Raw genomic sequence first — 24,106 nt, forward strand, 5'->3', positions numbered from 1 at the left:
TCTACGTCGCGCGAGTGACAGCGGAGGGGCACTCACGGCTAGGGTCGCGCGTTGAGAGGCAGGGAACGCCTGTCCCATTTGTCATGAACAGCCTGTCAGCACGTCCGGTACCAGGAGGCACCTCGAATGTCGGTCCCCCAGCCCACCGCCGCCGAGCGCGGTGAGCACATCCTCGCCGTCTTCGACACCGCCTTCGGCGAGCTCCTCGCCGCCGACCCGGCGGCCTTCCGCGTCAAGTTCCGCAAGATGGCCGGGTCCGCCTTCGCCTTCTACCGGGGCACCGCCTGCCTCTTCTACGCCGACCTGGAGCGGGAGGCCCACGGCGGCCCCTACCTGGACGAGCGCACCGGCCGGGTCTGGATCCACGGCGATCTGCACGCCGAGAACTTCGGCACCTACATGGACGCCAACGGCCGGCTGATCTTCAACGTCAACGACTTCGACGAGGCGTACGTGGGCCCCTTCACCTGGGACCTCAAGCGGCTCGCGGCCTCCCTGGCGCTCATCGGGTACGCGAAGGCGCTCAGCGACGAGCAGATCACCCACCTGGTCCGGATCTTCGCGGCGTCCTACCGGGAGCGGATCCACGCCCTGGCGACCGGCGCGAAGAACGACGATCTGCCGCCGTTCACGCTGGACACGGCCGAGGGCGCGCTGCTCGACGCGCTGCGCGTCGCCCGCGCCATGACCCGGTTCGGGCTGCTCGACTCGATGACGGAGATCCGGGACTTCGAGCGGCGCTTCTCCGGCGGCGGGGGCGCGATCGAGCTGGACGCGGCCAGCCGGTACAAGGTCCTGGCGGCCTTCGACGGCTACCTGGAGACCCTGCCGGAGTCCAGCCTCGCCCGCCCCGACTCGTACCGGGTCAAGGACGTGGTGGGGCGGCGCGGGATCGGCATCGGCTCGGCCGGCCTGCCCTCGTACAACATCCTCCTGGAGGGCAACAGCGACGCCCTGGAGAACGACGTCGTGATCTACCTGAAGCAGGCGCAGACCCCCGCGGTCTCCCGCCACGTCACGGACCCGGCGGTGCGGGAGTACTTCCAGCACGAGGGGCACCGCACCGTGATCTCGCAGCGGGCGCTCCAGGCGCACGCCGACCCGTGGCTGGGCTGGACGGAGCTCGACGGCTCCGGGCAGCTGGTCGCCGAGGTCTCGCCGTACGCGGTGGACCTGGACTGGTCGGACATCGACGATCCGCAGGACATCGCGCTCACCGTCGCCGACCTGGGCCGGGCGACGGCCACGATGCACGCGGCGGCGGACGACTCCAGCGGCCACTCCCTCGTACCGTTCTCCACGGAGCGGGCCATCGACGCGGCCATCGCCGCCGACGAGGAGGGCTTCGCGGCACTCCTGGTGGACTTCGCGCACTCCTACGGGGCGCGGGCGCGGGCCGACCACCAGATCTTCGTGGACCTCTTCCGCAACGGGCGGATCCCGGGGCTCTGAGGAGCCGGCGGGTGTCGGTGAGGGTCGCGATCCGGCCGCCGTGGGACGCGTGAGGCGTTCCACAGCTTGCCCTTAAGGACCCCTTACGGCCCGGCATGGCACACTCCACGACGATGGACATGGCAGGGACGCAGCTGAGGGCGCTGCGGGCGGCGATCTTCACGACACTGGTCGTGACGCTGTCCGTGGCGTCCCACGTGCTGCTCTCCCGCGTGCCGCTGCCGCTCGGCACGGTCGTCCCGGTCGCGGTCGGCGTCTTCGCGGTGGCGTACGCGCTGGCCGGACGCGAGCGGGGGCTCGGCCCCATCGCGGGGCTCCTGGTCCCGCTGGAGCTGGCGGCCGACACGCTCTTCACCAGCGGCCAGGCGGTCTGTTACGGCGCCGCCGGCGGACCGGTCGCCGGTTCCCTGCGCACGGTGGGCGTGGAGGTGTTCTGCGGCGGCGCCGTCGGCACCCCGCTGCCGGGCGTGGTGGTCCCCGAGAGCGGCACGGCCGGCGCCCTGCTCGACTCCCCCGACCCGGCGCTGCCGTGGCTGCTGCTCCTGGCGCACGTGGGCGTGGGCCTGTCGGCCGCGGTCTGGCTGCGCGGCGGGGAGCGGGCGCTCGCCCGGCTGCTCGGCGCGGTGGCGGCCTTCGCGTTCCGGCCGCTGCTGCTCGTGGCGGCCCTCTTCCGTACCGGTGGTCCGGCGCCGCGGCGCGCCGGTCGTGCCGCGGGGCGGCCCCGGCCCTCCCGCACCCGGCTGCTCACGCACTCCGTGGGTCGGCGGGGACCGCCGTGCCCGGCCTCCGCTCTCGTCTGAGCGGCGACAGGCTTCCAGGCACGCAGTCCCCCTCACCCTTTCCGGCCCTGCCGGGCCTCGTCCCACGGAGATCACGATCATGAGTGCACGCAACTCCCAGGCCAACAAGGCTGCCGCCCGCGAGCGGCTTCGCGTCGAGCGCGAGCGCCAGGCGAAGAAGGACCGGGCGCGCCGGCAGCTCGTCGTCGGCGTCTCGGCCCTGGCCGTGCTCGCCGCCGCCGGCGGCATCGGCTACGCCGTGGTGCAGTCCAACAAGCCCTCCGCGTGGGAGGCGGCGGCGAAGGCGACGACCGTGACGGCCCCGAAGAACACCTCGGGCACGAACGGCACGGACGTCGTCGTCGGCAAGGAGTCCGCGAAGAAGACCCTGGAACTGTACGAGGACTCGCGCTGCCCGGTCTGCGCGACCTTCGAGCAGTCCGTGGGCGCCACGGTCGAGAAGGACGTGGCCGCGGGCAAGTACAGGATCAAGTACGTCGGTGCCACGTTCATCGACGACGCCGCCACGGGAGAGGGCTCGAAGAACGCCCTCTCGGCGCTCGGCGCCGCCCTGGACGTGAGCCCCGAGGCCTTCCTGAAGTACAAGGCGGCGCTGTACTCGACGAAGTTCCACCCGGAGGAGAACGACGACAAGTTCGCCAAGGACTCCTACCTCCTGGAGGTGGCGGACTCGGTACCGGCCCTCAAGGGCAACGCCGCGTTCAAGAAGAACGTCGAGGACGGCACCTTCGACGCCTGGGCGATGAAGATGTCGAAGGCCTTCGACGACAGCGGGGTGAAGGGCACCCCGACACTGAAGATGGACGGCAAGCCGGTGACGGTGGCGGGCAGCGACAACCCGCCGATGACGGCCACCGAGTTCACCACGGCGATCGACGCGGCCCTCAAGGGCTGACCCGCACCCACCTCTTCCGTACCGCCTTCGCCCCCTGGTCCGTCGCCGACGGGTCAGGGGGCGAAGGCGTCCGGGCCGACGGGGGCGACCGGTGGGCGACGAGCCGGCGAACTTCCGGATATCGCCTGCCACTCGGGCGTACCCGCCAGTAATCTGACTGGCCGTGACCAGTCGTTTCATATCCTCCGCCCCCAGCCGGCGCACGGTCGTCAAGGCCGCCGCCGTCACCGCCGTCGCCGCGCCCGCCCTGCTGGGCGCCGCCTCCCAGGCCCAGGCGGCCGCCGGGGCCACCGCGTTCCTCCACGGCGTCGCCTCCGGCGACCCGCTGCCCGACGGCGTCCTGCTCTGGACGCGCGTCACCCCCTCCCCCGAAGCCGTGCCCGGCTCGGGCCTCGGCCCCGACGTCCAGGTGGGCTGGGAGCTCGCCGAGGACCGGGCCTTCGCCCGGATCGTGGCCTCCGGCACGATCGCGGCGACCGCGGCCTCCGACCACACGGTGAAGGCGGACGTCCGCGGCCTGCGCCCGGCGACCTCCTACTGGTTCCGCTTCACCGCGGACTCCGCCGTGTCCCCCGCCGCCCGCACCCGTACCGCGCCGGCCGCCGACGCCGCCGTGCCCGGGGTCCGCTTCGGTGTGGCCTCCTGCGCGAACTGGGAGGCCGGCCACTTCTCCGCGTACCGCCACCTCGCCGCCCGCGCCGACCTGGACGCGGTCCTCCATCTCGGCGACTACGTGTACGAGTACGCCACCGGCACCTACCCGGAGGCGAAGTACACGGTCCGGCAGCACGAGCCGCGCCACGAGATCGTCTCGCTCGCCGACTACCGCGCCCGGCACGGCCACTACAAGACGGACCCGGACCTCCAGGCGCTGCACGCGGCCCACCCGGTGATCGCGATCTGGGACGACCACGAGTTCGCCAACGACGCCTGGACGGGCGGGGCCGAGAACCACACCCCGGGCGCCGAGGGCGACTGGGCGGCCCGGGTGGCGGCCGCCAAGCAGGCGTACTTCGAGTGGATGCCGGTCCGCACCTCCACCGAGGGCACGGTCTTCCGCCGCATCCGCTTCGGCAGACTGGCCGATCTGCACCTGCTCGACCTGCGTTCCTTCCGCTCGGCCCCGGCGAAGGCGGGCAGCGGTTCGGTCGACGACCCGGAGCGGAGCATCACGGGCCGGGCCCAGCTCGACTGGCTCAAGTCGGGCCTCGCGGGCTCGGACGCCACCTGGCAGCTGGTGGGCACCTCGGTGATGATCTCGCCGGTGGCGTTCGGCGCGCTGCCGGCCCACCTCCTGGAGCCGCTGGCCGAACTGATGGGCCTGCCGAAGGAGGGCCTGGCCGTCAACGTCGACCAGTGGGACGGGCACACGGACGACCGCAGGGAGCTGCTCGCGCACCTGACCTCCCGGGGCATCCGCAACACGGTGTTCCTGACCGGCGACATCCACATGGCCTGGGCCAACGACGTGCCGGTCAAGGCGGCGACGTACCCCTTCTCGGCGTCGGCGGCGACCGAGTTCGTCGTCACCTCGGTGACCTCGGACAACCTCGACGACCTGCTGCACGTGGCCCCGGGAACGCTCTCGGTGGTGGCCGCGGGCGCCGTGAAGGCCGCCAACCGGCATGTGAAGTGGGTGGACATGGACCACCACGGCTACGGCGTGCTCGACGTGACGGGCGAGCGCTCGCAGATGGACTACTACACGGTCTCCGACAAGGCGGATCCGGCCGCGACGACGGCCTGGGAGCGCTCCTACCGGACGCTGAACGGAACGCAGCGTGTCGAGCGGGTGTACCAGCCGGTGCGCTGAGGGGTGACTGACGGCCTCTCATGGTCGATTTTCAGCCATGATCCCTTCTGTTAACGGGAGATCACATGGCTACGGCGGGTGGCTGGTTTCGGAGATCGAATCCGGACACACCACCCGCCTCAGCCACCTCGACTGTTACGTCGACATCTCAAACTCCGGGCCATGCAAAAGATTTTCTTCCCGATGCCCCGAATTGCTCCATGGATGATTGGGCCTGATCACTCCTCAACAGCCTCTGACATGGACGCGTAATCTCCCCGCCGTGGCGAGGAAGTTCCTCCCACCACCCCCCGCGAGGAGTCACCGTGCGTGCTCTTGTCCGTATATCGCCGCGTATGTCACGTCGTATGCTCGGCACTGCCGTCATGGCCGGAACCCTGGCCCTGGCCCCCCTGTCCGCCCCGGTAGCCACCGGCGCCGCCGCCACCACCCTGGCCGGCTCCACCGCCGAGGAGTGCGCGGACGACCACGCCTCCCTCTCCGGGGCCCGCAAGGCGCGTGGCGCCGAGACCCACGCCCATGAGCCCAACGAGGTCACGGCCACCCAGGCCAAGGCCATGGACGAGGACTTCAAGAAGAAGCTGTCCGCGGCCCGCGCCGAGAGCCGCCTCGGCGCCTCCGCCGCGACCGGCGCCGCCGCCGTGGTGAACATCCCCGTCTACTTCCACGTCATCCACTCCGGCACGACGGGCAAGCTCTCCGCCACCGCCATCAACAACCAGATGGCGGTCCTGAACGCGGCCTACGCCGGCCAGGGCACCGGCAACGTGAACACCAACTTCCAGTTCACGCTGGCGAGCACCGATTACACGGACAACGCCTCCTGGTACAACCTGGCCTCCGGCTCCACCGCCGAGAAGCAGATGAAGCAGACCCTCCGCAAGGGCGGCGCCGGCGCGCTGAACTTCTACACCGCGAACCTCAGCGGCGGCCTCCTCGGCTGGGCGACCTTCCCGTCCTCGTACCAGTCCAACCCGTCCATGGACGGTGTCGTCGTCCTCGACACCTCGCTCCCGGGCGGCTCTGCGGCCAACTACAACGAGGGCGACACCGCCACCCACGAGGTCGGCCACTGGATGGGCCTTTACCACACCTTCCAGGGCGGCTGCAACGGCAACGGCGACTACGTCACCGACACCCCGGCCGAGAAGAGCCCTGCGTACGAGTGCCCGACCGGCCGTGACTCCTGCGCCTCCAAGACCGGCGTGGACCCGATCCACAACTTCATGGACTACACGTACGACGCCTGCATGTACCAGTTCACCTCGGGCCAGGTGACCCGGATGAACGAGTACTGGACCGCGTACCGCGCCTGACGGACCGTCCAGGACACAGGTGTGGCCCCCGGGGACTCCCCGGGGGCCACACCCCGTTCACCACGGGCGGCCGGAAAGAGCCCCTACAGGCCTTCCAGGAAGGACAGCGCCACCGACCAGGTCCGCTCGGCCGCCTCCGCGTCCCAGTCCGGCAGCTCCGGGTCCGTGTACACGTGCCCCGCGCCCCGGTACCGGTAGATCTCCACGTCCGCCCCCGCCTTGCGCATCTGCAGGTACCAGGCGGACAGCCAGTCGTCCGTCTCGAACGGGTCGGGCTCGGCCACGTGCAGCTGTACGGGCAGCTCGTCCACCGACACGTTCGGCGCGAGGTCCGAGGTGCCGTGGAGCAGCAGCAGGCCGCGCGCCTTCTCGTCGCCGAGGGCCAGGGTCTGCGCGACGGAGGCGCCGAAGGAGAAGCCCGCGTAGACCAGACCGCGCTCCGAGTAGGGGGCGGCGGCCAGGATCGCCCGCTTGAGCAGCTCGTCCTTGCCGATCTCGTCCCGCTTCGCCATGCCCTCCTCCACCGATTCGGTGGTCCAGCCGTCGAAGAGGTCCGGCACCCACACCCGGTGCCCGGCGGCCCGCAGCCGGTCGGCCGCCGCCTCGACGGCCGGGCGCAGCCCGTGGACCGAGTGGAAAAGCATGATGTCCATACGCGCCATCCTGCCACCCGCCACCGGAAGTCACCGAAAGCCCCGGCGGCCCCCGCGCAGGACCGTTGCCACCGCCCGTCGCGAGGCCCGCGGTCCCGGCGGCCCTGTGGAGGGGGCGTGGAGGCCCCGTGCCACCGCCCGCAGAACCGTTCGAAGAAGCCCGCCCGCCGAGCCGTCCGACGCGACCGCCCGCCGAGCCCGCCCGCCGTCACCGCATGCTGCGGACGTCCAGCTGCCGCAGCACCCGGTCCACCACCTCCGGATCGGCGCCCGGCTCGCTGCGCGCCGCGAGCACCTCGTGCCGGGCGGCCGACATCAGCTCCCGCTGGATCCGCTGCACCGACTTGAACCGCTTCGTCCGCTCGACGAACGCGGCCCTCCGCTCCTCGTCCACCATGTCCGGGCTGATCCGGGCCCCGATGTCGTACGCGCCGCGCAGCAGCCGCTCCTGGACCTCCTCGGGCAGCTCCTCGACCTCCTCGATCTCCTTGAGTCTGCGCTTGGCCGCCTTCGCGGCCCGGATCGCGAGGTCCCGTTCCAGCGCGCGCTCGGCGTCCGCGTCGGCCCGCACCCCGAGCCGTCGGACCAGCCAGGGCAGGGTGAGCCCCTGGAAGACGAGGGTGGCGATGATCACGCAGAAGGCGATGAAGACGATCTCGTCGCGAGCGGGGAAGGGCGAGCCGTCGTCCGTACGGAGCGGGATCGCGAGCGCCAGCGCCACCGAGGCCACCCCGCGCATCCCCGCCCACCACATGACGATGGTCTCCCGCCAGCTCGTCGGGATCTCCTCGTCGACGTCCCGGCGCGTGTGCAGCCGCTTCGCGAGCCAGGTGGCGGGCAGCAGCCACAGGAGGCGGACCCCGACGACCACGGCGACGACGACGGCTCCCCAGCCGAGCATCTCCAGGCCGTGTCCTTCCGCGACCCCGAAGACGTGGACGAGTTCGAGACCGATGAGGCCGAAGGCGATGCCGGTGACCAGGGTGTCGACGATCTGCCAGAAGGTCTGCCCGGCCAGCCGGCCCATGACGTCGTCGGCGTCGGTCGCGTGCTCGGCGAGGAAGAGGGCGGTGACAAGGACGGCGAGGACACCGGAGCCGTGCAGTTCCTCGGCCAGGACGTAGCTCACGAAGGGCACGAGCAGGGTGAGACCGGTCTGGAGGGTGGCGTCCCCCAGGAGCCCGATCAGCTTGTTGGCGAGCCAGCCGAGTCCCAGGCCGACGGCCATGGCGACCACGGCGGAGAGGACGAGCTGGCCGGCCGCCTCGGGCCAGGAGAAGGAACCGCTGACCACGGCGCCGATCGCCACGTGGTAGAGCACGATCGCGGTGACGTCGTTGAAGAGGCCCTCGCCCTCCAGGATCGACACGAGCCGGCGGGGCAGTCCCAGCGAGCCGGCCACGGCGGTCGCCGCGACCGGGTCGGGCGGCGCGACGAGGGCGCCGAGCGCGATGGCGGCGGCCAGCGGGAGCCCGGGGACGAGCGCGTTCGCCGCCGCGCCGACGGCGGCCGTGGTGACGAAGACGAGGGCGACCGCGAGCAGGAAGATGGGCCGTCTGTTCGCCGCGAACTGTCGCCAGGAGGTGCGCTGCACGGAGGCGTACAGCAGGGGCGGCAGCACCAGCGGGAGGATGAGCTCCGGCGGGATCTCGACGTTCGGCACGAAGGGCAGGAAGGCCAGCACGATCCCGATGAGGGTCATCAGGACGGGCGCGGGCAGTCCGAGCCGCTCACCGAGGGGGACGGTGAGCAGCGCGCCGAGCAGCAGCAAGAACAACAGGGCCAATTGATCCACGGCCCCACCCTGCCACGCATGCCCGTTTTGGCCGCCCTTGCCCCCTGGGTCCGGCCCGGCGGCGGACCGACGGGTCCGCCGCGGCTACGCGTGCAGAGCCTTGCGCATCGCCCGGTGCGGCATGTCCGCGTCCGGGAACTCGGGGCCGTACGCCTCGTAGCCGAGGCGCTCGTAGAAGCCGAGCGCGTGCGTCTGCGCGTGCAGGTCGACGGCGGTCAGACCGCGCTCGCGCGCCACGCCCTCGACGGCCCGTACGAGCGCCGCGCCGACGCCGAGGCCGCGGGCCGCCTTGGCGACCGCCAGCCGGCCGAGCGAGCCCACCGAGGCGTCGCCGCCGGTCTTCCCGAGCGCGTCCGCGCCGAACAGCAGACGTCCGGTGCCCAGCGGCAGCCCGTCCTCGCCCACGGCGAGCACATGCACCGCGGTCGCGTCGTACGCGTCGTACTCCAGCTCCCGCGGAACGCCCTGCTCCTCGACGAAGACCTCACGGCGGACCGCGAAGCAGGCCTCCCGGTCCTCGGCGCCGACCGCCTCACGGACGGTGTACGCGGTGCTCACCGGCTCTCCGACGCGATCCGGTCGAGGGCCTTCTGCAGGTCCTCGGGGTAGGTGCTGGCGAACTCGACCCAGGATCCGTCGCCGGGGTGCTCGAAGCCCAGGCGGACGGCGTGCAGCCACTGCCGGGTCAGGCCGAGGCGCTTGCCGAGCGTCGGGTCGGCGCCGTAGGTGAGGTCGCCGACGCAGGGGTGGCGGTGGGCGGACATGTGCACCCGGATCTGGTGGGTGCGGCCCGTCTCCAGCTTGATGTCGAGCAGCGAGGCCGAGCGGTACGCCTCGATGAGGTCGTAGTGGGTGACCGAGGGCTTGCCCTCGGCGGTGACCGCCCACTTGTAGTCGTGGTTGGGGTGCCGGCCGATGGGCGCGTCGATGGTGCCGCTCATCGGGTCGGGGTGCCCCTGCACCAGCGCGTGGTAGCGCTTGTCGACCGTGCGCTCCTTGAACTGGCGCTTGAGCGAGGTGTACGCGTACTCCGACTTGGCGACCACCATCAGACCGGAGGTGCCGACGTCGAGACGGTGGACGATGCCCTGGCGCTCGGCGGCGCCGGAGGTCGAGATGCGGTACCCGGCGGCGGCGAGACCGCCGATGACCGTGGTGCCGGTCCAGCCGGGGCTGGGGTGCGCGGCCACGCCGATCGGCTTCATGATCACGACGATGTCGTCGTCGTCGTGGACGATCTCCATGCCCTCGACGGGCTCGGCGACGATCTGCACGGGCGCGGCGGCGCCCGGCAACTCGACCTCGAGCCACGCGCCGCCGCTGACCCGCTCGGACTTGCCGACGACGGAGCCGTCGACCTGGACCTTCCCTGCGGCGGCCAGCTCGGCCGCCTTCGTACGGGAGAACCCGAACATACGGGCGATGGCGGCGTCGACGCGCTCGCCCTCCAGGCCATCGGGAACGGGCAGCGTGCGGATCTCGGGACTTGTACTCACCCGTCGAGTATGCCTTGTGCGGGGAGTACTCCGTCCGGCTCAGTCCTTGTGGACGGTCCCGTCCGGGTCCAGACCGCGGAAGGACAGGATCACGATGAGGATGCCGCCGCAGACGATCGCCGAGTCTGCGAGGTTGAAGACGGCGAAGTGCGCGGGAGCGATGAAGTCGACGACCGCGCCCTCGAAGACGCCCGGCGAGCGGAAGATCCGGTCCGTGAGGTTGCCCAGCGCGCCGCCGAGCAGCAGGCCGAGCGCGATCGCCCAGGGCAGGCTGTAGAGCTTGCGGGCGAGCCGGATGATCACGACGATCACGGCGGCGGCGATGCAGGTGAAGATGATCGTGAAGGCCTCGCCCATGCCGAAGGCGGCACCCGGGTTCCGGATGGCGTCGAAGCGGAGCACGTCGCCGATCACCCGGATCGGCTCGCGGCCCTCCAGCTTGGCGACCACCAGCATCTTGCTGCCCAGGTCGAGCAGGTAGGCCACGACCGCCACCACGAAGAGCGCGAGGATCCTGCGCCTGCCCCTGGGCCGCTCCTCGGGAGCGGCCGACCCGTCGGGCGTGGCCGTGCCGTCGGCGGCCGCCTCGTCGGAGGCGGCCGATTCGTCGGCCCCTGCTGAATCCGGCGTACCGATGATGCGCTCCGCCTCTGCCACGTGAGTGAGTCCCTCGACCTCGATGCCTGACCGTGCACCGAGGGTACGGCACAGGCGTGCGAGAACGTCAGCCGCGCCGCTCCTGGCGCTGCTTGTCCTCGACGCAGAGCGTGGCCCGGGGGAAGGCCTGCATCCGCGCCTTGCCGATCGGCTTCCCGCAGACCTCGCACAGACCGTAGGTGCCGGCGTCGAGCCGCTCCAGGGCGTGCTCGGACTGCTCCAGCATCTCCCGGGCGTTGGCGGCCAGGGCCAGCTCGTGCTCCCGGGTGATGTTCTTGGTGCCGGTGTCGGCCTGGTCGTCCCCCGCGCCGTCGCCCGAGTCCCGCATGAGGCCGGTGAGCTCCTCCTGGGAGTGCGCGAGCTCGCTGCGGAGTCTGAGCACCTCCGTCTGGAGGACGGTGCGGGCCTCGGTGACCTCGGCCGGGGTCCAGGGGTCCTCGCCGGGCCGCACGGCCAGCTCGCCGGCCCGGGCCGGAGGCACCGCGACCTCGTCCCCGGCGGTCGTGACGACACCCGCGATCTTCTTCGCTGCCACCGTACTGGCTCCTGTCTGCGTCCTGGCGGGCGCCTTCTTGGCGGCCGTCTTCCTCGCCGCGGCCTTCTTGGCGACCGACTTCTCGGCGACCGTCTTCTTCACAGCTGTCTTCGGGGCGGCCGTCTTCTTCACAGCGGCCGTCGTGCGGGCGTCCGTCTTCTTCACGGCGGGCGTCTTCCTGGCGACCGCCGGCGGCTCCGTGACCGTCGTCCTCTTACCGGCCACGTCCTTGGCGCCCTCGGCCGAACCGGTGGAACCGGCGGCCGAGGTCTTCTTCGCGGCGGTCTTCTTCGCCACCATGTCGCGGCCCCTTCACATTTTGTGATCTTGCTCGCGCATCGTGCTGGGACGATAAATCGGCCCAGGGCCCGCGGCAACGGGGCTCGCCGCCGTTCCCACCCGCCCCCGCGCCCCTCGGGGCGGGCCTGCCTCGGTTGTGCCCAGCTCCCCGCCGGGTTATCCGCCGCGGTCCTCCCCCACATGGCCGTACGGCAGTCGGCCCGGCCCCGTGTGGCCATTCGGGTCACGGGAAAACCGGTCTGCCGCCCCGTGCCGAGCCCCGTACACTGGGCGGAGCGAAAGGCTTGGATGGGGACGAGTAGCGTCGTACGCAGCCATGAGCGACCCGGGGACGGTGAGAGCCCGGGGGCGAGCCCGATGTGAAGCATCACCCCGGAGCCGTCGGAAGAAAGCCGCAGGACAGCGCGGTGACTAGACCCGGCGTCGCGACCCCAATGAGGGGGCTCAGGGCGTGTGCGCCCCGGGCCAAGGAGGGTGGTACCGCGGGAGCAGTGCTCTCGTCCCTCCGACGGAACGACGACAGTCCGCCGGAGGAACTCGATGACACCGCCGCAGTACCGCCAGGTGCCCGCCCAGGTCGACCTGCCCGCGATGGAGCACGACGTGCTCGATCTCTGGCGCGAAAGCAAGATCTTCGCCAAGACCCTGGAGCAGTCCGAAGGACGCCCCGAGTGGGTGTTCTACGAGGGCCCGCCCACCGCGAACGGCATGCCCGGCGCGCACCACATCGAGGCCCGCGTCTTCAAGGACGTGTTCCCCCGCTTCCGGACCATGCGCGGCTACCACGTGGCCCGCAAGGCCGGCTGGGACTGCCACGGCCTGCCGGTCGAGCTCGCCGTCGAGAAGGAGCTCGGCTTCTCCGGCAAGAAGGACATCGAGGCGTACGGCATCGCCGAGTTCAACGACCGGTGCCGCGAGTCGGTGACCCGGCACACCGACGCCTTCGCCGAGCTGACGACCCGCATGGGCTACTGGGTCGACCTCGACGACGCGTACCGGACCATGGACCCCTCGTACATCGAGTCGGTCTGGTGGTCGCTGAAGCAGATCTTCGACAAGGACCTCCTGGTCCAGGACCACCGGGTCGCCCCCTGGTGCCCCCGCTGCGGCACCGGCCTCTCCGACCACGAGCTGGCCCAGGGCTACGAGACGGTCGTCGACCCCTCCGTCTACGTCCGCTTCCCGCTGACCTCCGGCCCGCTGGCCGGGAAGGCGGCGCTCCTCGTCTGGACGACGACCCCGTGGACCCTGGTGTCCAACACGGCGGTCGCCGCCCACCCCGAGGTCACCTACGTCGTCGCCACCGACGGCGACGAGCGGGTCGTCGTCGCGCAGCCGCTGGTCGAGAAGGCCCTCGGCGAGGGCTGGGTCACCACCGGCGAGTCCTTCACGGGCGCGGAGATGGAGCGCTGGACCTATCAGCGCCCCTTCGAGCTGGTCCCCTTCGACGCCCCGGCGCACTACGTCGTCAACGCCGAGTACGTGACCACCGAGGACGGTACTGGTCTGGTCCACCAGTCCCCCGCCTTCGGTGAGGACGACCTCAAGGTCTGCAAGGCGTACGGCCTGCCGGTCGTGAACCCGGTCCGCCCCGACGGCACATTCGAGGAGGGCGTGCCGCTGGTCGGCGGCGTCTTCTTCAAGAAGGCCGACGAGGCGCTCACCGCGGACCTGGACGCGCGCGGGCTGCTCTTCAAGCACATCGCGTACGAGCACAGCTACCCGCACTGCTGGCGCTGCCACACGGCGCTGCTGTACTACGCGCAGCCGTCCTGGTACATCCGGACGACCGCGGTCAAGGACCGCATGCTCGCCGAGAACGAGCGGACGAACTGGTTCCCGGACTCGGTCAAGCACGGCCGCTTCGGCGACTGGCTGACGAACAACGTCGACTGGGCCCTCTCCCGCAACCGCTACTGGGGCACCCCGCTGCCGATCTGGCGCTGCGAGGACGACCACCTGACGTGCGTGGGCTCGCGCGCGGAGCTGACCGAGCTGACCGGCACCGACCAGTCCGAGCTCGACCCGCACCGCCCGTACATCGACGCGGTCACCTTCCCGTGCCCGAGCTGCTCGAAGACGGCGACGCGCGTGCCGGAGGTCATCGACGCCTGGTACGACTCGGGCTCGATGCCGTTCGCGCAGTACGGCTACCCGTACGAGAACAAGGAACTGTTCGAGTCCCGGTACCCGGCGCAGTTCATCTCCGAGGCCATCGACCAGACGCGGGGCTGGTTCTACACGCTGATGGCCGTCGGCACCCTGGTCTTCGACAGGTCGTCCTACGAGAACGTGGTCTGCCTGGGCCACATCCTCGCCGAGGACGGCCGCAAGATGTCCAAGCACCTGGGGAACATCCTCCAGCCGATCCCGCTCATGGACCAGCACGGCGCGGACGCGGTCCGCTGGTTCATGGCAGCCGGCGGCTCGCCGTGGGCGGCCCGCCGGGTGGGCCACGGCACGATCCAGGAGGTCGTCCGCAAGACCCTCCTGACGTACTGGAACACCGTCGCCTTCCAGGCCCTGTACGCGCGTACCGCGGGCTGGGCGCCGAGCGCCGCGGACCCGGCCCCGGCCGACCGCCCGGTCCTCGACCGCTGGCTGCTCTCGGAGCTCCACACCCTGGTGGCCGAGGTCACCGAGGCGATGGAGTCGTACGACACCCAGCGCACCGGCAAGCTGATCTCGTCCTTCGTCGACGACCTCTCCAACTGGTACGTGCGCCGCTCCCGCCGCCGCTTCTGGCAGGGCGACAAGGGGGCCCTGCGCACCCTCCACGACGTCGTCGAGACGGTCACCCGCCTGATGGCCCCGCTGACCCCGTTCATCACGGAACGGGTCTGGCAGGACCTGGTGGTGCCCGTGACGCCGGAGGCCCCGGAGTCCGTCCACCTGGCCACCTGGCCGGAGGCGGACACGGCCCGGATCGACAAGACGCTCTCGGAGCAGATGCTGCTGGTCCGGCGCCTGGTCGAGCTGGGCCGGGCGACGCGGGCGGAGTCGGGCGTGAAGACCCGCCAGCCGCTGTCGCGCGCGCTGGTGGCGGCGACGGGCTTCACCGCCCTGTCACCGGAGCTCCAGGCCCAGATCACCGAGGAGCTGAACGTCAGCTCCCTCGCGTCCCTGTCGGAGGTGGGCGGCTCGCTCGTCGACACGACGGCGAAGGCGAACTTCCGCTCCCTCGGCAAGCGCTTCGGCAAGGGCGTCCAGGACGTCGCCAAGGCCGTCGCGGCGGCCGACGCGGCGGCGCTCTCCCTGGCCCTGCGGTCCGGCGAGGCGACCCTGGAGGTGAACGGCGAGACGATCACCGTCACCCCCGAGGAGGTCATCATCACGGAGACCCCCCGTGAGGGCTGGTCGGTCGCCTCGGACGCGGGCGCCACGGTCGCCCTCGACCTGGAGATCACCCCCGAGCTCCGCAAGGCCGGCCTCGCCCGTGACGCGATCCGGCTCATCCAGGAGGCCCGCAAGAACAGCGGCCTCGACGTCGCCGACCGGATCGCGCTGCGCTGGCAGGCCGACTCCCCGGAGACGGCGGAGGCCCTGACGGCCCACGCGGACCTGATCGCGGACGAGGTCCTGGCGACGGACCACGGCCAGGGCGAGGCGGACACCACGTACGGCGCCCCGTTCACGGACGACGTCCTGGGCCTGACGTTCCGCCTCCGCAAGGCGTAGGGACGCCACGAAGGGCCCGGTTCCCCCGCGGGGGTGCCGGGCCCTTCGCCGTACTCCCCGTCGCGAGCACGCGCGGGTGGGTCCGGCGCATGGCAAAGGGCCGGCCCCCCGGAGGGAACCGGCCCTTCTAGCCTGCCGACGGCTACGCGCTCATCGCGCGACCACGCGCCGTCAGTTGTCGTCCTCGTCGATGAGGAAACCGCGCATCGGCGCGGGCGCCTGCTGCATCGGCTGCGGTGCCTGCGGACGGACCGGAGCCATCGGCTGGGTCATCGCCGGGGACATCTGCTGCTGACCGCCGTAGGACGGGGCGCCGCCCATGGACGGTCCACCGCCCATCCCGCCGTTGTTTCCGTAGGACGGGGCACCCGCGCCGGCCGAGGCCATCGACGGGGCCGGCGGCAGCGAGGCCGTCGCCGGGGTCCGCGGCGGGGCCAGCGAGTCGTCGGCCTGGGTCTCCAGCTGACGCAGCTGGGACTCCAGGTACGACTTCAGCCGCGTGCGGTACTCGCGCTCGAAGCCGCGCAGGTCCTCGACCTTGCGCTCCAGCGTGGCGCGGGCGGACTCCAGGGAGCCCATCGCGACGCGGTGCTTCTCCTGCGCGTCCCGCTCCAGGGCGTCGGCCTTGGCGCGGGCGTCCCGCTCCAGGCCCTCGGCGCGCGAGCGCGCCTCGCCGACGATCTTGTTGGCCTCGGAGCGGGCCTCCGCGATCGCCTGGTCGGCCGTCTGCTGGGCCAGCGACAGGACACGCGCGGCGCTGTCGCCACCGGGGCCCTGGGCAGGCTGCTGCTGCTGCATCTGCGGAGGCATCTGCTGCTGCATCTGCTGCTGCGGGTGCCCCATGGGGCCACCCTGCATCGGGCCGGGACCCATCGGGCCGCCCTGCATCGGGCCGGGGCCCATGGGCCCGCCCTGCATGGGGCCCGCGGGAAGCTGCGGGGCACCGGAAGGCAGCTGCGGCGGGCCCATCTGCGGCGGCTGCTGCTGGACCGGCGGTCCGGATATGGCGGCGGGCACGGGCGCGCCGGGACCGACGGGACGATCCTGCTGCTCCGGGGGCTTGCGCATCCCCTGCTGCTGCTGGTTCTGCGCGGCGGCACGCGTCGCGGCGGCCAGCTTGGCGCGCAGGTCCTCGTTCTCGCGGAGCAGGCGGTTCAGCTCGGCCTCGACCTCGTCGAGGAAGGCATCGACCTCGTCCTCGTCATAGCCTTCTCGAAGGCGGACGGTCGTGAACTGCTTGTTCCGCACGTCCTCGGGAGTCAGCGGCATCTCTTCTTCACCTCTACGTAGTCGTCGGCAGTCGGCAAGACCGTATCGTCCACTTTCACCTCGCGAAGCTGCTCACGATGGAGATCAGGATGTAGACGATGATCATCAGAACGAAGAAGGACAGGTCGAGTGCCACGCCCCCGAGACGCAGCGGCGGGATGAGTCGCCGCAGAAGCTTGAGCGGTGGATCGGTGACAGTGTAGGTGGCCTCAAGGACGACCACCATCGCCTTACCGGGTTGCCATGAACGGGCGAACTGGAAGACGTAGTCCATGACGAGTCGGACGATCAGGAGGACGAGGAAGCACATCAGCACGATGTAGACCACCTGTAGTGCGACGCCCATCCCGCGTTTCCCTCTCCCCTGTGTTCGTGCTCTTGCTCGTCCGGCCGCTTCGCGACCGGTCCGTCCGGTTCTCGTGTTCTCAGCTCTGGTTGAAGAATCCGCCCTCTGCGATCCGGGCCTTGTCCTCCGCCGTGACATCGACGTTAGCAGGCGACAACAGGAACACCTTCTGCGTCACGCGCTCAATGCTGCCATGGAGCCCGAAGACGAGTCCGGCGGCAAAGTCGACAAGTCGCTTCGCGTCCGTGTCGTCCATCTCCGTGAGATTCATGATCACCGGGGTGCCCTCACGGAAGTGTTCCCCGATGGTACGGGCCTCGTTGTAGGTCCGCGGGTGCAGCGTGGTGATGCGGTAGGGCTCCCGCTCGGACACGACCTTGGGCATGATCACCGGTGCGTTCTTCTCCATGCTCGGGCGTTCGGGTGTGATGGATGCCACGGGGGCAATTCGGGCCGGACGTCCACTTTCGGCGAGTACCGGGACGGAATGGGCGAGTGGTTCCCGCGGAGCCGGCGGCTGCACCACGCGCACCGGTTCCTCACGCTCCACCTGGCGCGGAGGGGTGTGGCGCCGCTCGCGCTCGGGCTCCGGCTCCAGCTCGGGTTCGAAGTCGTCGTCGGGGTCGAAGCCCCGGCCGTCGTACCCATCGTCCTCCACGAGGCCGAGGTAGACCGCCATCTTGCGCATCGCGCCGGCCATTCTCTGAGTCCTCCGCTCTGTGGTGGATCGCCCTACTGGCCAATGTCGCAGCGTCACCAAGTGCCCGCGATCCACGGGTCATTCCGCCGTCTTGCGAAATGACCATATTTTCTGCTGTGGTCCGACCTGCTTCGCGACGTTACCCGAGCTTCGGGCGGACGCCGAGTACCGCCGTACCGACGCGTACGTGTGTCGCCCCGGCCGCGACGGCCTCCTCGAGGTCCGCGCTCATCCCTGCCGACACCATGTTCGCAGCCGGACGGGTCGCGCGCAGGGCAGTCGACAAATCCATCAGCCGGTCGAAGGCCTCACGCCGCCGACCCGCGTACGGGCCGGCGAGCGGGGCGACCGTCATCAGTCCGCCGAGCCGCAGACCGGGCGCGGCCTCCACCGCGGCCGCCAACTCCTCGATCCCGTCCGGCGCGACCCCGCCGCGGTCACCCCGCTCACCGGACTCGGCGTCGAGCGCGACCTGGAGCAGGCAGCCGAGCTCGCGGCCCTCCTTCTCCGCGGCCGCGGAGAGAGAGGAAACGAGCTTCAAGCGGTCGACAGACTGCACCACATCGGCATAACCCACCACGGACCTGACCTTGTTGGTCTGCAACTGGCCCACGAAGTGCCAGGTCAGATCAAGATCGGCACAGGCCGCCGCCTTGGGGGCGGCGTCCTGGTCCCGGTTCTCGGCGACGTTTCGCACGCCGAGCCCGTGGAGGATTCTCACGTCGCTCGCGGGGTAGGTCTTGGTGACCACGATGAGCGTCACCTCTTCCCGCGCGCGCCCGGCCGCGGCGCAGGCAGCGGCGATCCGCTCCTCCACCCGGGCCAGGTTCTCGGCGAGTTCCGACGTGCGGTCCGTCATGTCTCTTCTCAGTCCAACCAGACATATCCCGCGAGTCGCCCCGTGGTGCGATCGCGGCGGTACGAGTAGTGGTCACCGGATTCCCGGCTGCAGACCGTGCTGGCCTGCCGGTCCTTCACGCCGAGCCGTTCGAGCTGGGCGTGCACCCCGGCGGCGACGTCGACGGCCGGGGTGCCCCAGCTCGTCTCGGCCCAGGCGGCGGGTTCGGTCTCGGCGACCTCGGCCCGCATGGCCTCCGGGACCTCGTAGCAGCGCCCGCAGACGGCGGGGCCGGTGCGGGCGACGATGCGGGCGGGCTCGGCGCCGAGTTCGATCATGGCCGCGACCGCGGCCGGGACGATGCCCGCCACCATGCCGGGACGCCCGGCGTGGGCGGCGGCGGCGACCTTCGCGACCGGGTCCGCGAGGAGGACCGGGACGCAGTCCGCGGTGAGGACGGCGAGGCCGAGCCCCGGCCGGGCGGTGACGAGCGCGTCCACCGCCGGGATCCCGGCGGTGCCCCACGGCCCTTCGACCTCGGCGACGTCCGCGCCGTGCACCTGGTTCATCCAGACCACCCGCGCCGGGTCGAGCCCGAGGGCGCCGGCGGCGAGCGCCCGGTTGGACGTCACGGCCTCGGGGGCGTCCCCCACCGCGCCACCCAGGTTGAGCTCCTCGTACGGAACGGCGCTCACCCCGCCCCACCGGTCGGTGAAGGCGAAGTGCGCGCCGTTCGCGTCGAAGCGCTGTCCTATCACTTCAGGAAGTCCGGGACGTCCAGCTCTTCGGCCTGGCTGTCCCCGTACGGGCGGGCCGGCGGGACGACCGGCGGGGCCGGCGAGAGCGGGGTCTCGTTGACCGCCGGAGCGGGCTCGACCGGAGCCGGGGCCGGCTCCTCGCGCGGGGCGACCGTGCCCAGACCGCCCAGCGGGCGGGAGGTCTCGGTGTGACGGGGCGCCGGAGCCGGCTCCTCGCGCTTGGCCGAGACGGAGCCGATGATGTTGTCCCGGCGGGCCGGCGGCTGGCCGCCGTCGAAGCCGGCCGCGATGACGGTGACCCGGACCTCGTCGCCGAGGGCGTCGTCGATGACGGCGCCGAAGATGATGTTGGCCTCGGGGTGGGCCGCCTCGCTGACCAGCTGCGCGGCCTCGTTGATCTCGAAGAGACCGAGGTCGCTGCCGCCGGAGATGGAGAGCAGGACGCCGCGGGCGCCGTCGATGGAGGCCTCGAGGAGCGGCGAGGAGATCGCCATCTCCGCCGCCGCCACCGCGCGGTCGTCGCCGCGGGCGGAGCCGATGCCCATGAGGGCCGAACCGGCCTCGGACATGACCGACTTGACGTCGGCGAAGTCGAGGTTGATCAGACCCGGGGTGGTGATGAGGTCGGTGATGCCCTGGACACCGCTCAGCAGCACCTGGTCGGCCGACTTGAAGGCGTCGAGCACGGAGACCTGACGGTCCGAGATCGACAGGAGTCGGTCGTTGGGGATGACGATGAGGGTGTCGACCTCTTCGCGGAGCTCGGCGATGCCGTCCTCCGCCTGGTTGGCGCGCCGACGGCCTTCGAAGGTGAACGGCCGGGTGACCACACCGATCGTCAGGGCGCCGAGCGAGCGTGCGATGTTGGCGACGACGGGTGCGCCGCCGGTGCCGGTGCCGCCGCCTTCGCCGGCGGTGACGAAGACCATGTCGGCCCCCTTGAGGACCTCCTCGATCTCCTCACGGTGGTCCTCTGCCGCCTTGCGACCGACGGCCGGGTTGGCCCCGGCCCCGAGGCCGCGGGTGAGTTCACGGCCGACGTCGAGCTTGACGTCGGCGTCGCTCATCAACAGCGCTTGCGCGTCGGTGTTGATCGCGATGAACTCGACGCCCTTGAGACCGACCTCGATCATTCGGTTGATGGCATTGACACCACCGCCGCCGACACCGATGACCTTGATGACTGCGAGGTAGTTCTGCGGTGCTGCCACGTCGAAGGCCTCTCGCCTCGAGTTACGTGTCGTCGCTGCGCGGTTGGTCGCGCCGCTCCGACGGATGCCGATTGGGACGGTCCGAAACGCCGACCCAAACCCTAACGTTGAAGTTTAGGGTTACCAGTGTCTCTGTTCGCTGGACTCTTCCGAACGAGACACTAAGTCGACAAGCGGCGCACGTTCAACGAACACGCCGAACCTCCCGTTTTTCTTTTCACCCTATGTGATCACCCGTAGCGCTGGCCAACCAGGGTGCTGGCCAGGGGCGATACCCGTCAACTCCCGGACGATGCGGGCGCCGTGGGGGCACTTACATCGAAGTGCCCCGCTTTGGGAGTGGCCTTCAGGAGCGCGGTGAGGACCCGGGCCTTGACCGGGCCGTGCTCGCCGCTGCCCCAGAGGACGGTGCGCCCGCCGGTCAGCTCCAGAGTGACGGAGTCGTACGAGGTGACGCGTACGACACGAGTGTCCCGGGCGATTTCCGCCGGGAGTTCACCCCGGACGCGGACGGCCTCCCGGAGCAGCCGGTCCGCGGGGAAGCGGCGCAGGCTCGGAGAGGAGGCGGTGTCGAGGACCAGCCGGGGGACGCCGCGGGGGGCGGTGTCCACGGTGGCGAACCGGACACCGGTCGCGTCCACTTCGATGAACTTTCCGCCCTTCTCGATGAGCAGAACGGGCTTCCGTTCCGTCACTTTCAGCCCGATCCCGTGCGGCCAGGACCGCTCGACGGTCACCGTCTCGATGCGGGGCAGCTTCTGCCGGAGCCGGGCCTCGATCGCCTCGGTGTCGACCGAGACGAGCGGGGCGCCCATCGGGACGGCGGCGACCGTCTCGATCTCACGCGCGGTCAGGACCCCGGCGCCGGAAGTCTTCACATCTTCCACACGGAACCAGGTCGAGCCGTAGAGCGCCCAGAAGCCGCCGACCACGAGGGCGAGGACGCCGAACGCGATCAGGAGCACCCGGGTGCCGGGCACCCGGAACTTTGGATTCCGGGCGCCCGTACGGGACGGCCCCCGCGACGACCCCTTCGACGTGCTCGCGCCGCTCTTCTCGGCGGTCGTCGGTCCGGCTGCCACGCTTCCCGCCTTTCGCCGCCGCTACGCCTGTCGGCGGGCGGCGATCGCCTCGTACACCATGCCGACGAGCAGCTCGTCGGCGTCCCTGCGGCCGAACTCGGCGGCGGCGCGGGACATCTCGTACAGCCGGTGCGGATCGGCCAGTACGGGCAGGACGTTGCCCTGCACCCACTGCGGCGTCAGCTCCGCGTCGTCGACGAGGAGTCCGCCGCCCGCCTTGACCACCGGCTGGGCGTTGAGCCGCTGTTCGCCGTTGCCGATGGGCAGCGGTACGTACGCGGCGGGCAGCCCGACGGCGGAGAGCTCGGCGACGGTCATCGCGCCCGCCCGGCAGAGCATCATGTCGGCCGCCGCGTACGCGAGATCCATCCGGTCCACGTACGGTACCGGCACGTAGGGCGGCATACCGGGCATGTTGTCGACGCGCGGCATCTCGTTCTTGGGGCCGACCGCGTGCAGGATCTGGATGCCCGAGCGCTGGAGCACCGGGGCGATCTGCTGGACCACCTCGTTGAGCCGCCGGGCGCCCTGCGAGCCGCCGGAGACCAACAGCGTCGGCAGGTTCGGGTCGAGCCCGAAGGCGGCACGCGCCTCGGGGCGCACCCGGGCCCGGTCGAGGGTCGCGATGGTGTGCCGCAGCGGGATGCCGATGTAGCGGGCGTTGCGGAGCTTGCTGTCGGGGGTGGCGACGGCGACCCCGGCCGCGTACCGCGAACCGATCTTGTTGGCGAGACCGGGCCTGGCGTTGGCCTCGTGGACCACGATCGGCACCCCGAGCCGCTTGGCCGCGAGATAGCCCGGCAGGGCCACGTAGCCGCCGAAGCCCACCACGCAGTCCGCCTTGGTGCGCTCCAGGACCTGCTCGGCCGCCTTGATCGTGCCGCGCAGCCGTCCGGGGACGGTGATCAGCTCGGGGGTGGGCTTGCGGGGCAGCGGTACGGCGGGGATGAGGGCCAGCTCGTAGCCCCGCTCGGGCACGAGCCGGGTCTCCAGACCCTTCTCCGTGCCGAGCGCCGTGATCCCCACGCTGGGGTCCTGCCTGCGCAGGGCGTCCGCGAGGGCCAGCGCCGGCTCGATGTGGCCGGCGGTCCCCCCGCCGGCGAGTACGACATGCACCGAAATTCACCGCTCTCCGGACGGGCGCTTCTTGACGCGCCGTCGCATCGACTTCCATCTCACCCCGGCCCGCTTACCCCAGCCGGGGCGGCGCATGGCCAGGGCCGCTTTCGCGGCGGGTTCCTGTCGCGCGAAGGCGATGAGGAGCCCGACGGCGAACATGGTCGGCAGCAGGGCCGACCCACCGTAGGAGAACAACGGGAGCGGGACCCCGGCGATCGGCAGCAGACCGAGCACCGCACCGATGTTGATCACGGCCTGAGCCGTGATCCAGGTGGTCACACCTCCCGCGGCGAACCTCACGAAGGGGTCCTCCGTGCCTCCGGCCACGCGGATACCCGCATAGCCTAGAGCCGCGAACAGGGCGAGTACCGACAGCGTCCCCGCGAGACCCAGTTCCTCACCGGTGACCGCGAAGATGAAGTCGGTGTGCGCTTCCGGCAGTTGGCCCCATTTCTCGATGCTCGCACCGAGTCCGGAACCGAACCATCCACCCGAGGCCAGAGCATAGATTCCGTGCGCCGCCTGGAGGCAGGGGGCTCCCTCGCCACCGGGGTCGGTCGCGCCGATGCAGTCGAAGCGCTTCATCCGGTTGTCGCTCGTCTTGATCAGCAGCATGCCGATCACGCCGGCCACCGCGAGCACCCCGACGAAGAGCCGGGTGGGCGCTCCCGCGGTCCACAGGAGGCCGAAGAGGATCGCGGCGAGGATGATCGAGGTGCCCATGTCGCCGCCGAGCATGATCAGCCCGAGCAGCATGAAGGCGCCGGGGACCAGGGGCACCAGCATGTGCTTCCACTGGGTCAGGAGCCGCATGTCGTGCTTGCGGGCGAGCAGGTCGGCGCCCCACAGGATCAGCGCGAGCTTGCCGAACTCGCTGGGCTGGAGCTGGAAGGGCCCGCCGAGGGAGATCCAGTTCTGGTTGCCGTTGACCGCGTGCCCTATCCCCGGGATCTGCACCAGCACCATCAGGAAGACCGCGCCGACCAGGATCGGGTAGGCGAGGGCCCGGTGCAGCTTCACCGGCATCCGTGAGGCGGCCAGGAGCAGTCCGGTGCCGAGGAGCGCGGCGAAGAACTGCTTCCGGAAGAAGTAGGACGGCACCAGCTCGTAGGTGAGCGCCGTGATCATCGAGGCGGAGTAGACCATCACGAGGCCGAGGGCGGTGATGAGCATCCCCGCGCCGATGATCACGTAGTACGCCGTGAGAGGCCGGTCCCAGGCCTTCAGCGCCCGCTCGTACAGCCGCCGTACGCCTCCCCCGCGCGGCCGCCGCGGGGGCGCGGGGACCCGCCCTCCGCCGCGTACGGCGGAAGGCCGGCGTGTCCCGGCGATCTTGCTCGGCATGGTCGCTGCCCCCTCCGGTCGAGCCCGGTCCGGCCGGACCTTCCCACTG

Annotated in this window: 21 protein-coding genes; 6 read left to right on the forward strand and 15 right to left on the reverse strand. The window is 71.1% G+C overall.

Translation table 11 applies throughout. The features are described from left to right. Positions 1-126 precede the first annotated feature (126 nt). The 5 genes from AMK29_RS01290 to AMK29_RS01310 all read left to right on the forward strand — a co-directional run bounded on the left by AMK29_RS01290 (position 127) and on the right by AMK29_RS01310 (position 6,276). A complete protein-coding gene (locus AMK29_RS01290) occupies positions 127-1,452 on the forward strand; it encodes a DUF2252 domain-containing protein (protein ID WP_073806732.1) in 1,326 nt (441 codons plus the stop codon). A 113-nt stretch (positions 1,453-1,565) separates the two neighbouring features. Continuing rightward, entirely contained in the window at positions 1,566-2,252 is a 687-nt protein-coding gene (locus AMK29_RS01295; protein ID WP_073808145.1) for a hypothetical protein, read from the forward strand. A 79-nt stretch (positions 2,253-2,331) separates the two neighbouring features. Next, positions 2,332-3,147, forward strand: a complete 816-nt coding sequence (locus tag AMK29_RS01300; protein WP_073806733.1) for a DsbA family protein — start codon at positions 2,332-2,334, stop codon at positions 3,145-3,147. 163 nt (positions 3,148-3,310) lie between these two features. After that, the gene (locus AMK29_RS01305) at positions 3,311-4,960 is read left to right on the forward strand and encodes an alkaline phosphatase D family protein (protein ID WP_073806734.1); all 1,650 of its coding nucleotides are present in this window, start codon (positions 3,311-3,313) and stop codon (positions 4,958-4,960) included. A gap of 347 nt (positions 4,961-5,307) precedes the next feature. Next, the gene (locus AMK29_RS01310) at positions 5,308-6,276 is read left to right on the forward strand and encodes a zinc metalloprotease (protein ID WP_073806735.1); all 969 of its coding nucleotides are present in this window, start codon (positions 5,308-5,310) and stop codon (positions 6,274-6,276) included. An 83-nt stretch (positions 6,277-6,359) separates the two neighbouring features. Here the strand turns inward: AMK29_RS01310 and AMK29_RS01315 are convergent, their stop codons facing one another. The 6 genes from AMK29_RS01315 to AMK29_RS01340 form a co-directional block, all read right to left on the reverse strand. Then, entirely contained in the window at positions 6,360-6,929 is a 570-nt protein-coding gene (locus AMK29_RS01315; protein WP_073806736.1) for a dienelactone hydrolase family protein, read from the reverse strand. A gap of 208 nt (positions 6,930-7,137) precedes the next feature. Beyond that, positions 7,138-8,724: a Na+/H+ antiporter gene (locus AMK29_RS01320; protein ID WP_073806737.1), complete on the reverse strand. Its 1,587-nt coding sequence runs from the start codon at positions 8,722-8,724 to the stop codon at positions 7,138-7,140. Between the two features lie 84 nt (positions 8,725-8,808). Beyond that, positions 8,809-9,282 (reverse strand): GNAT family N-acetyltransferase, encoded by a 474-nt coding sequence (locus AMK29_RS01325; protein ID WP_073806738.1) that lies wholly within the window; start codon positions 9,280-9,282, stop codon positions 8,809-8,811. Further along, on the reverse strand, positions 9,279-10,220 hold the full coding sequence (locus AMK29_RS01330; protein ID WP_073806739.1) for an RluA family pseudouridine synthase: 942 nt from the start codon (positions 10,218-10,220) through the stop codon (positions 9,279-9,281). Before AMK29_RS01330 ends, AMK29_RS01325 begins: the two co-directional genes overlap by 4 nt. A 39-nt stretch (positions 10,221-10,259) precedes the next feature. After that, positions 10,260-10,877 carry a signal peptidase II gene (gene lspA, locus AMK29_RS01335; protein ID WP_073806740.1) on the reverse strand — a complete coding sequence of 206 codons (618 nt, stop codon included), beginning with the start codon at positions 10,875-10,877 and terminating at the stop codon, positions 10,260-10,262. A gap of 67 nt (positions 10,878-10,944) precedes the next feature. Continuing rightward, positions 10,945-11,712 (reverse strand): TraR/DksA family transcriptional regulator, encoded by a 768-nt coding sequence (locus AMK29_RS01340; protein WP_073806741.1) that lies wholly within the window; start codon positions 11,710-11,712, stop codon positions 10,945-10,947. A gap of 540 nt (positions 11,713-12,252) precedes the next feature. Between AMK29_RS01340 and ileS the strand changes: the two genes are divergently transcribed. Then, the gene (gene ileS / locus AMK29_RS01345; RefSeq protein WP_073806742.1) at positions 12,253-15,390 is read left to right on the forward strand and encodes an isoleucine--tRNA ligase; all 3,138 of its coding nucleotides are present in this window, start codon (positions 12,253-12,255) and stop codon (positions 15,388-15,390) included. A gap of 171 nt (positions 15,391-15,561) precedes the next feature. On the opposite strand, the gene AMK29_RS01350 is transcribed toward ileS, so the two are convergent. From AMK29_RS01350 to ftsW, 9 genes are all read right to left on the reverse strand, one after another. Continuing rightward, a complete protein-coding gene (locus tag AMK29_RS01350; protein ID WP_073806743.1) occupies positions 15,562-16,659 on the reverse strand; it encodes a DivIVA domain-containing protein in 1,098 nt (365 codons plus the stop codon). Positions 16,660-16,714: 55 nt separating this feature from the next. Continuing rightward, positions 16,715-17,005, reverse strand: a complete 291-nt coding sequence (locus AMK29_RS01355; protein ID WP_017238790.1) for a YggT family protein — start codon at positions 17,003-17,005, stop codon at positions 16,715-16,717. Between the two features lie 79 nt (positions 17,006-17,084). Beyond that, a complete protein-coding gene (locus tag AMK29_RS01360) occupies positions 17,085-17,705 on the reverse strand; it encodes a cell division protein SepF (protein ID WP_073806744.1) in 621 nt (206 codons plus the stop codon). Between the two features lie 139 nt (positions 17,706-17,844). Beyond that, positions 17,845-18,564: a YggS family pyridoxal phosphate-dependent enzyme gene (locus tag AMK29_RS01365; RefSeq protein ID WP_073806745.1), complete on the reverse strand. Its 720-nt coding sequence runs from the start codon at positions 18,562-18,564 to the stop codon at positions 17,845-17,847. Between the two features lie 8 nt (positions 18,565-18,572). After that, a complete protein-coding gene (gene pgeF / locus AMK29_RS01370; protein ID WP_073806746.1) occupies positions 18,573-19,301 on the reverse strand; it encodes a peptidoglycan editing factor PgeF in 729 nt (242 codons plus the stop codon). Next, positions 19,298-20,512, reverse strand: a complete 1,215-nt coding sequence (ftsZ, locus tag AMK29_RS01375; protein ID WP_073806747.1) for a cell division protein FtsZ — start codon at positions 20,510-20,512, stop codon at positions 19,298-19,300. The genes pgeF and ftsZ overlap by 4 nt, the downstream gene beginning before the upstream one ends. A gap of 278 nt (positions 20,513-20,790) precedes the next feature. Then, positions 20,791-21,594, reverse strand: a complete 804-nt coding sequence (locus AMK29_RS01385) for a cell division protein FtsQ/DivIB (protein ID WP_073806749.1) — start codon at positions 21,592-21,594, stop codon at positions 20,791-20,793. Positions 21,595-21,615: 21 nt separating this feature from the next. After that, positions 21,616-22,710, reverse strand: coding sequence for an undecaprenyldiphospho-muramoylpentapeptide beta-N-acetylglucosaminyltransferase (gene murG, locus AMK29_RS01390; protein ID WP_056560603.1), 1,095 nt, complete (start codon positions 22,708-22,710; stop codon positions 21,616-21,618). A 6-nt stretch (positions 22,711-22,716) separates the two neighbouring features. Continuing rightward, entirely contained in the window at positions 22,717-24,057 is a 1,341-nt protein-coding gene (ftsW, locus tag AMK29_RS01395; protein WP_073806750.1) for a putative lipid II flippase FtsW, read from the reverse strand. Positions 24,058-24,106 lie beyond the last annotated feature (49 nt).

The sequence above is a fragment of the Streptomyces sp. CB02261 genome (assembly GCF_001905665.1).
Taxonomy (GTDB): Bacteria; Actinomycetota; Actinomycetes; order Streptomycetales; family Streptomycetaceae; genus Streptomyces.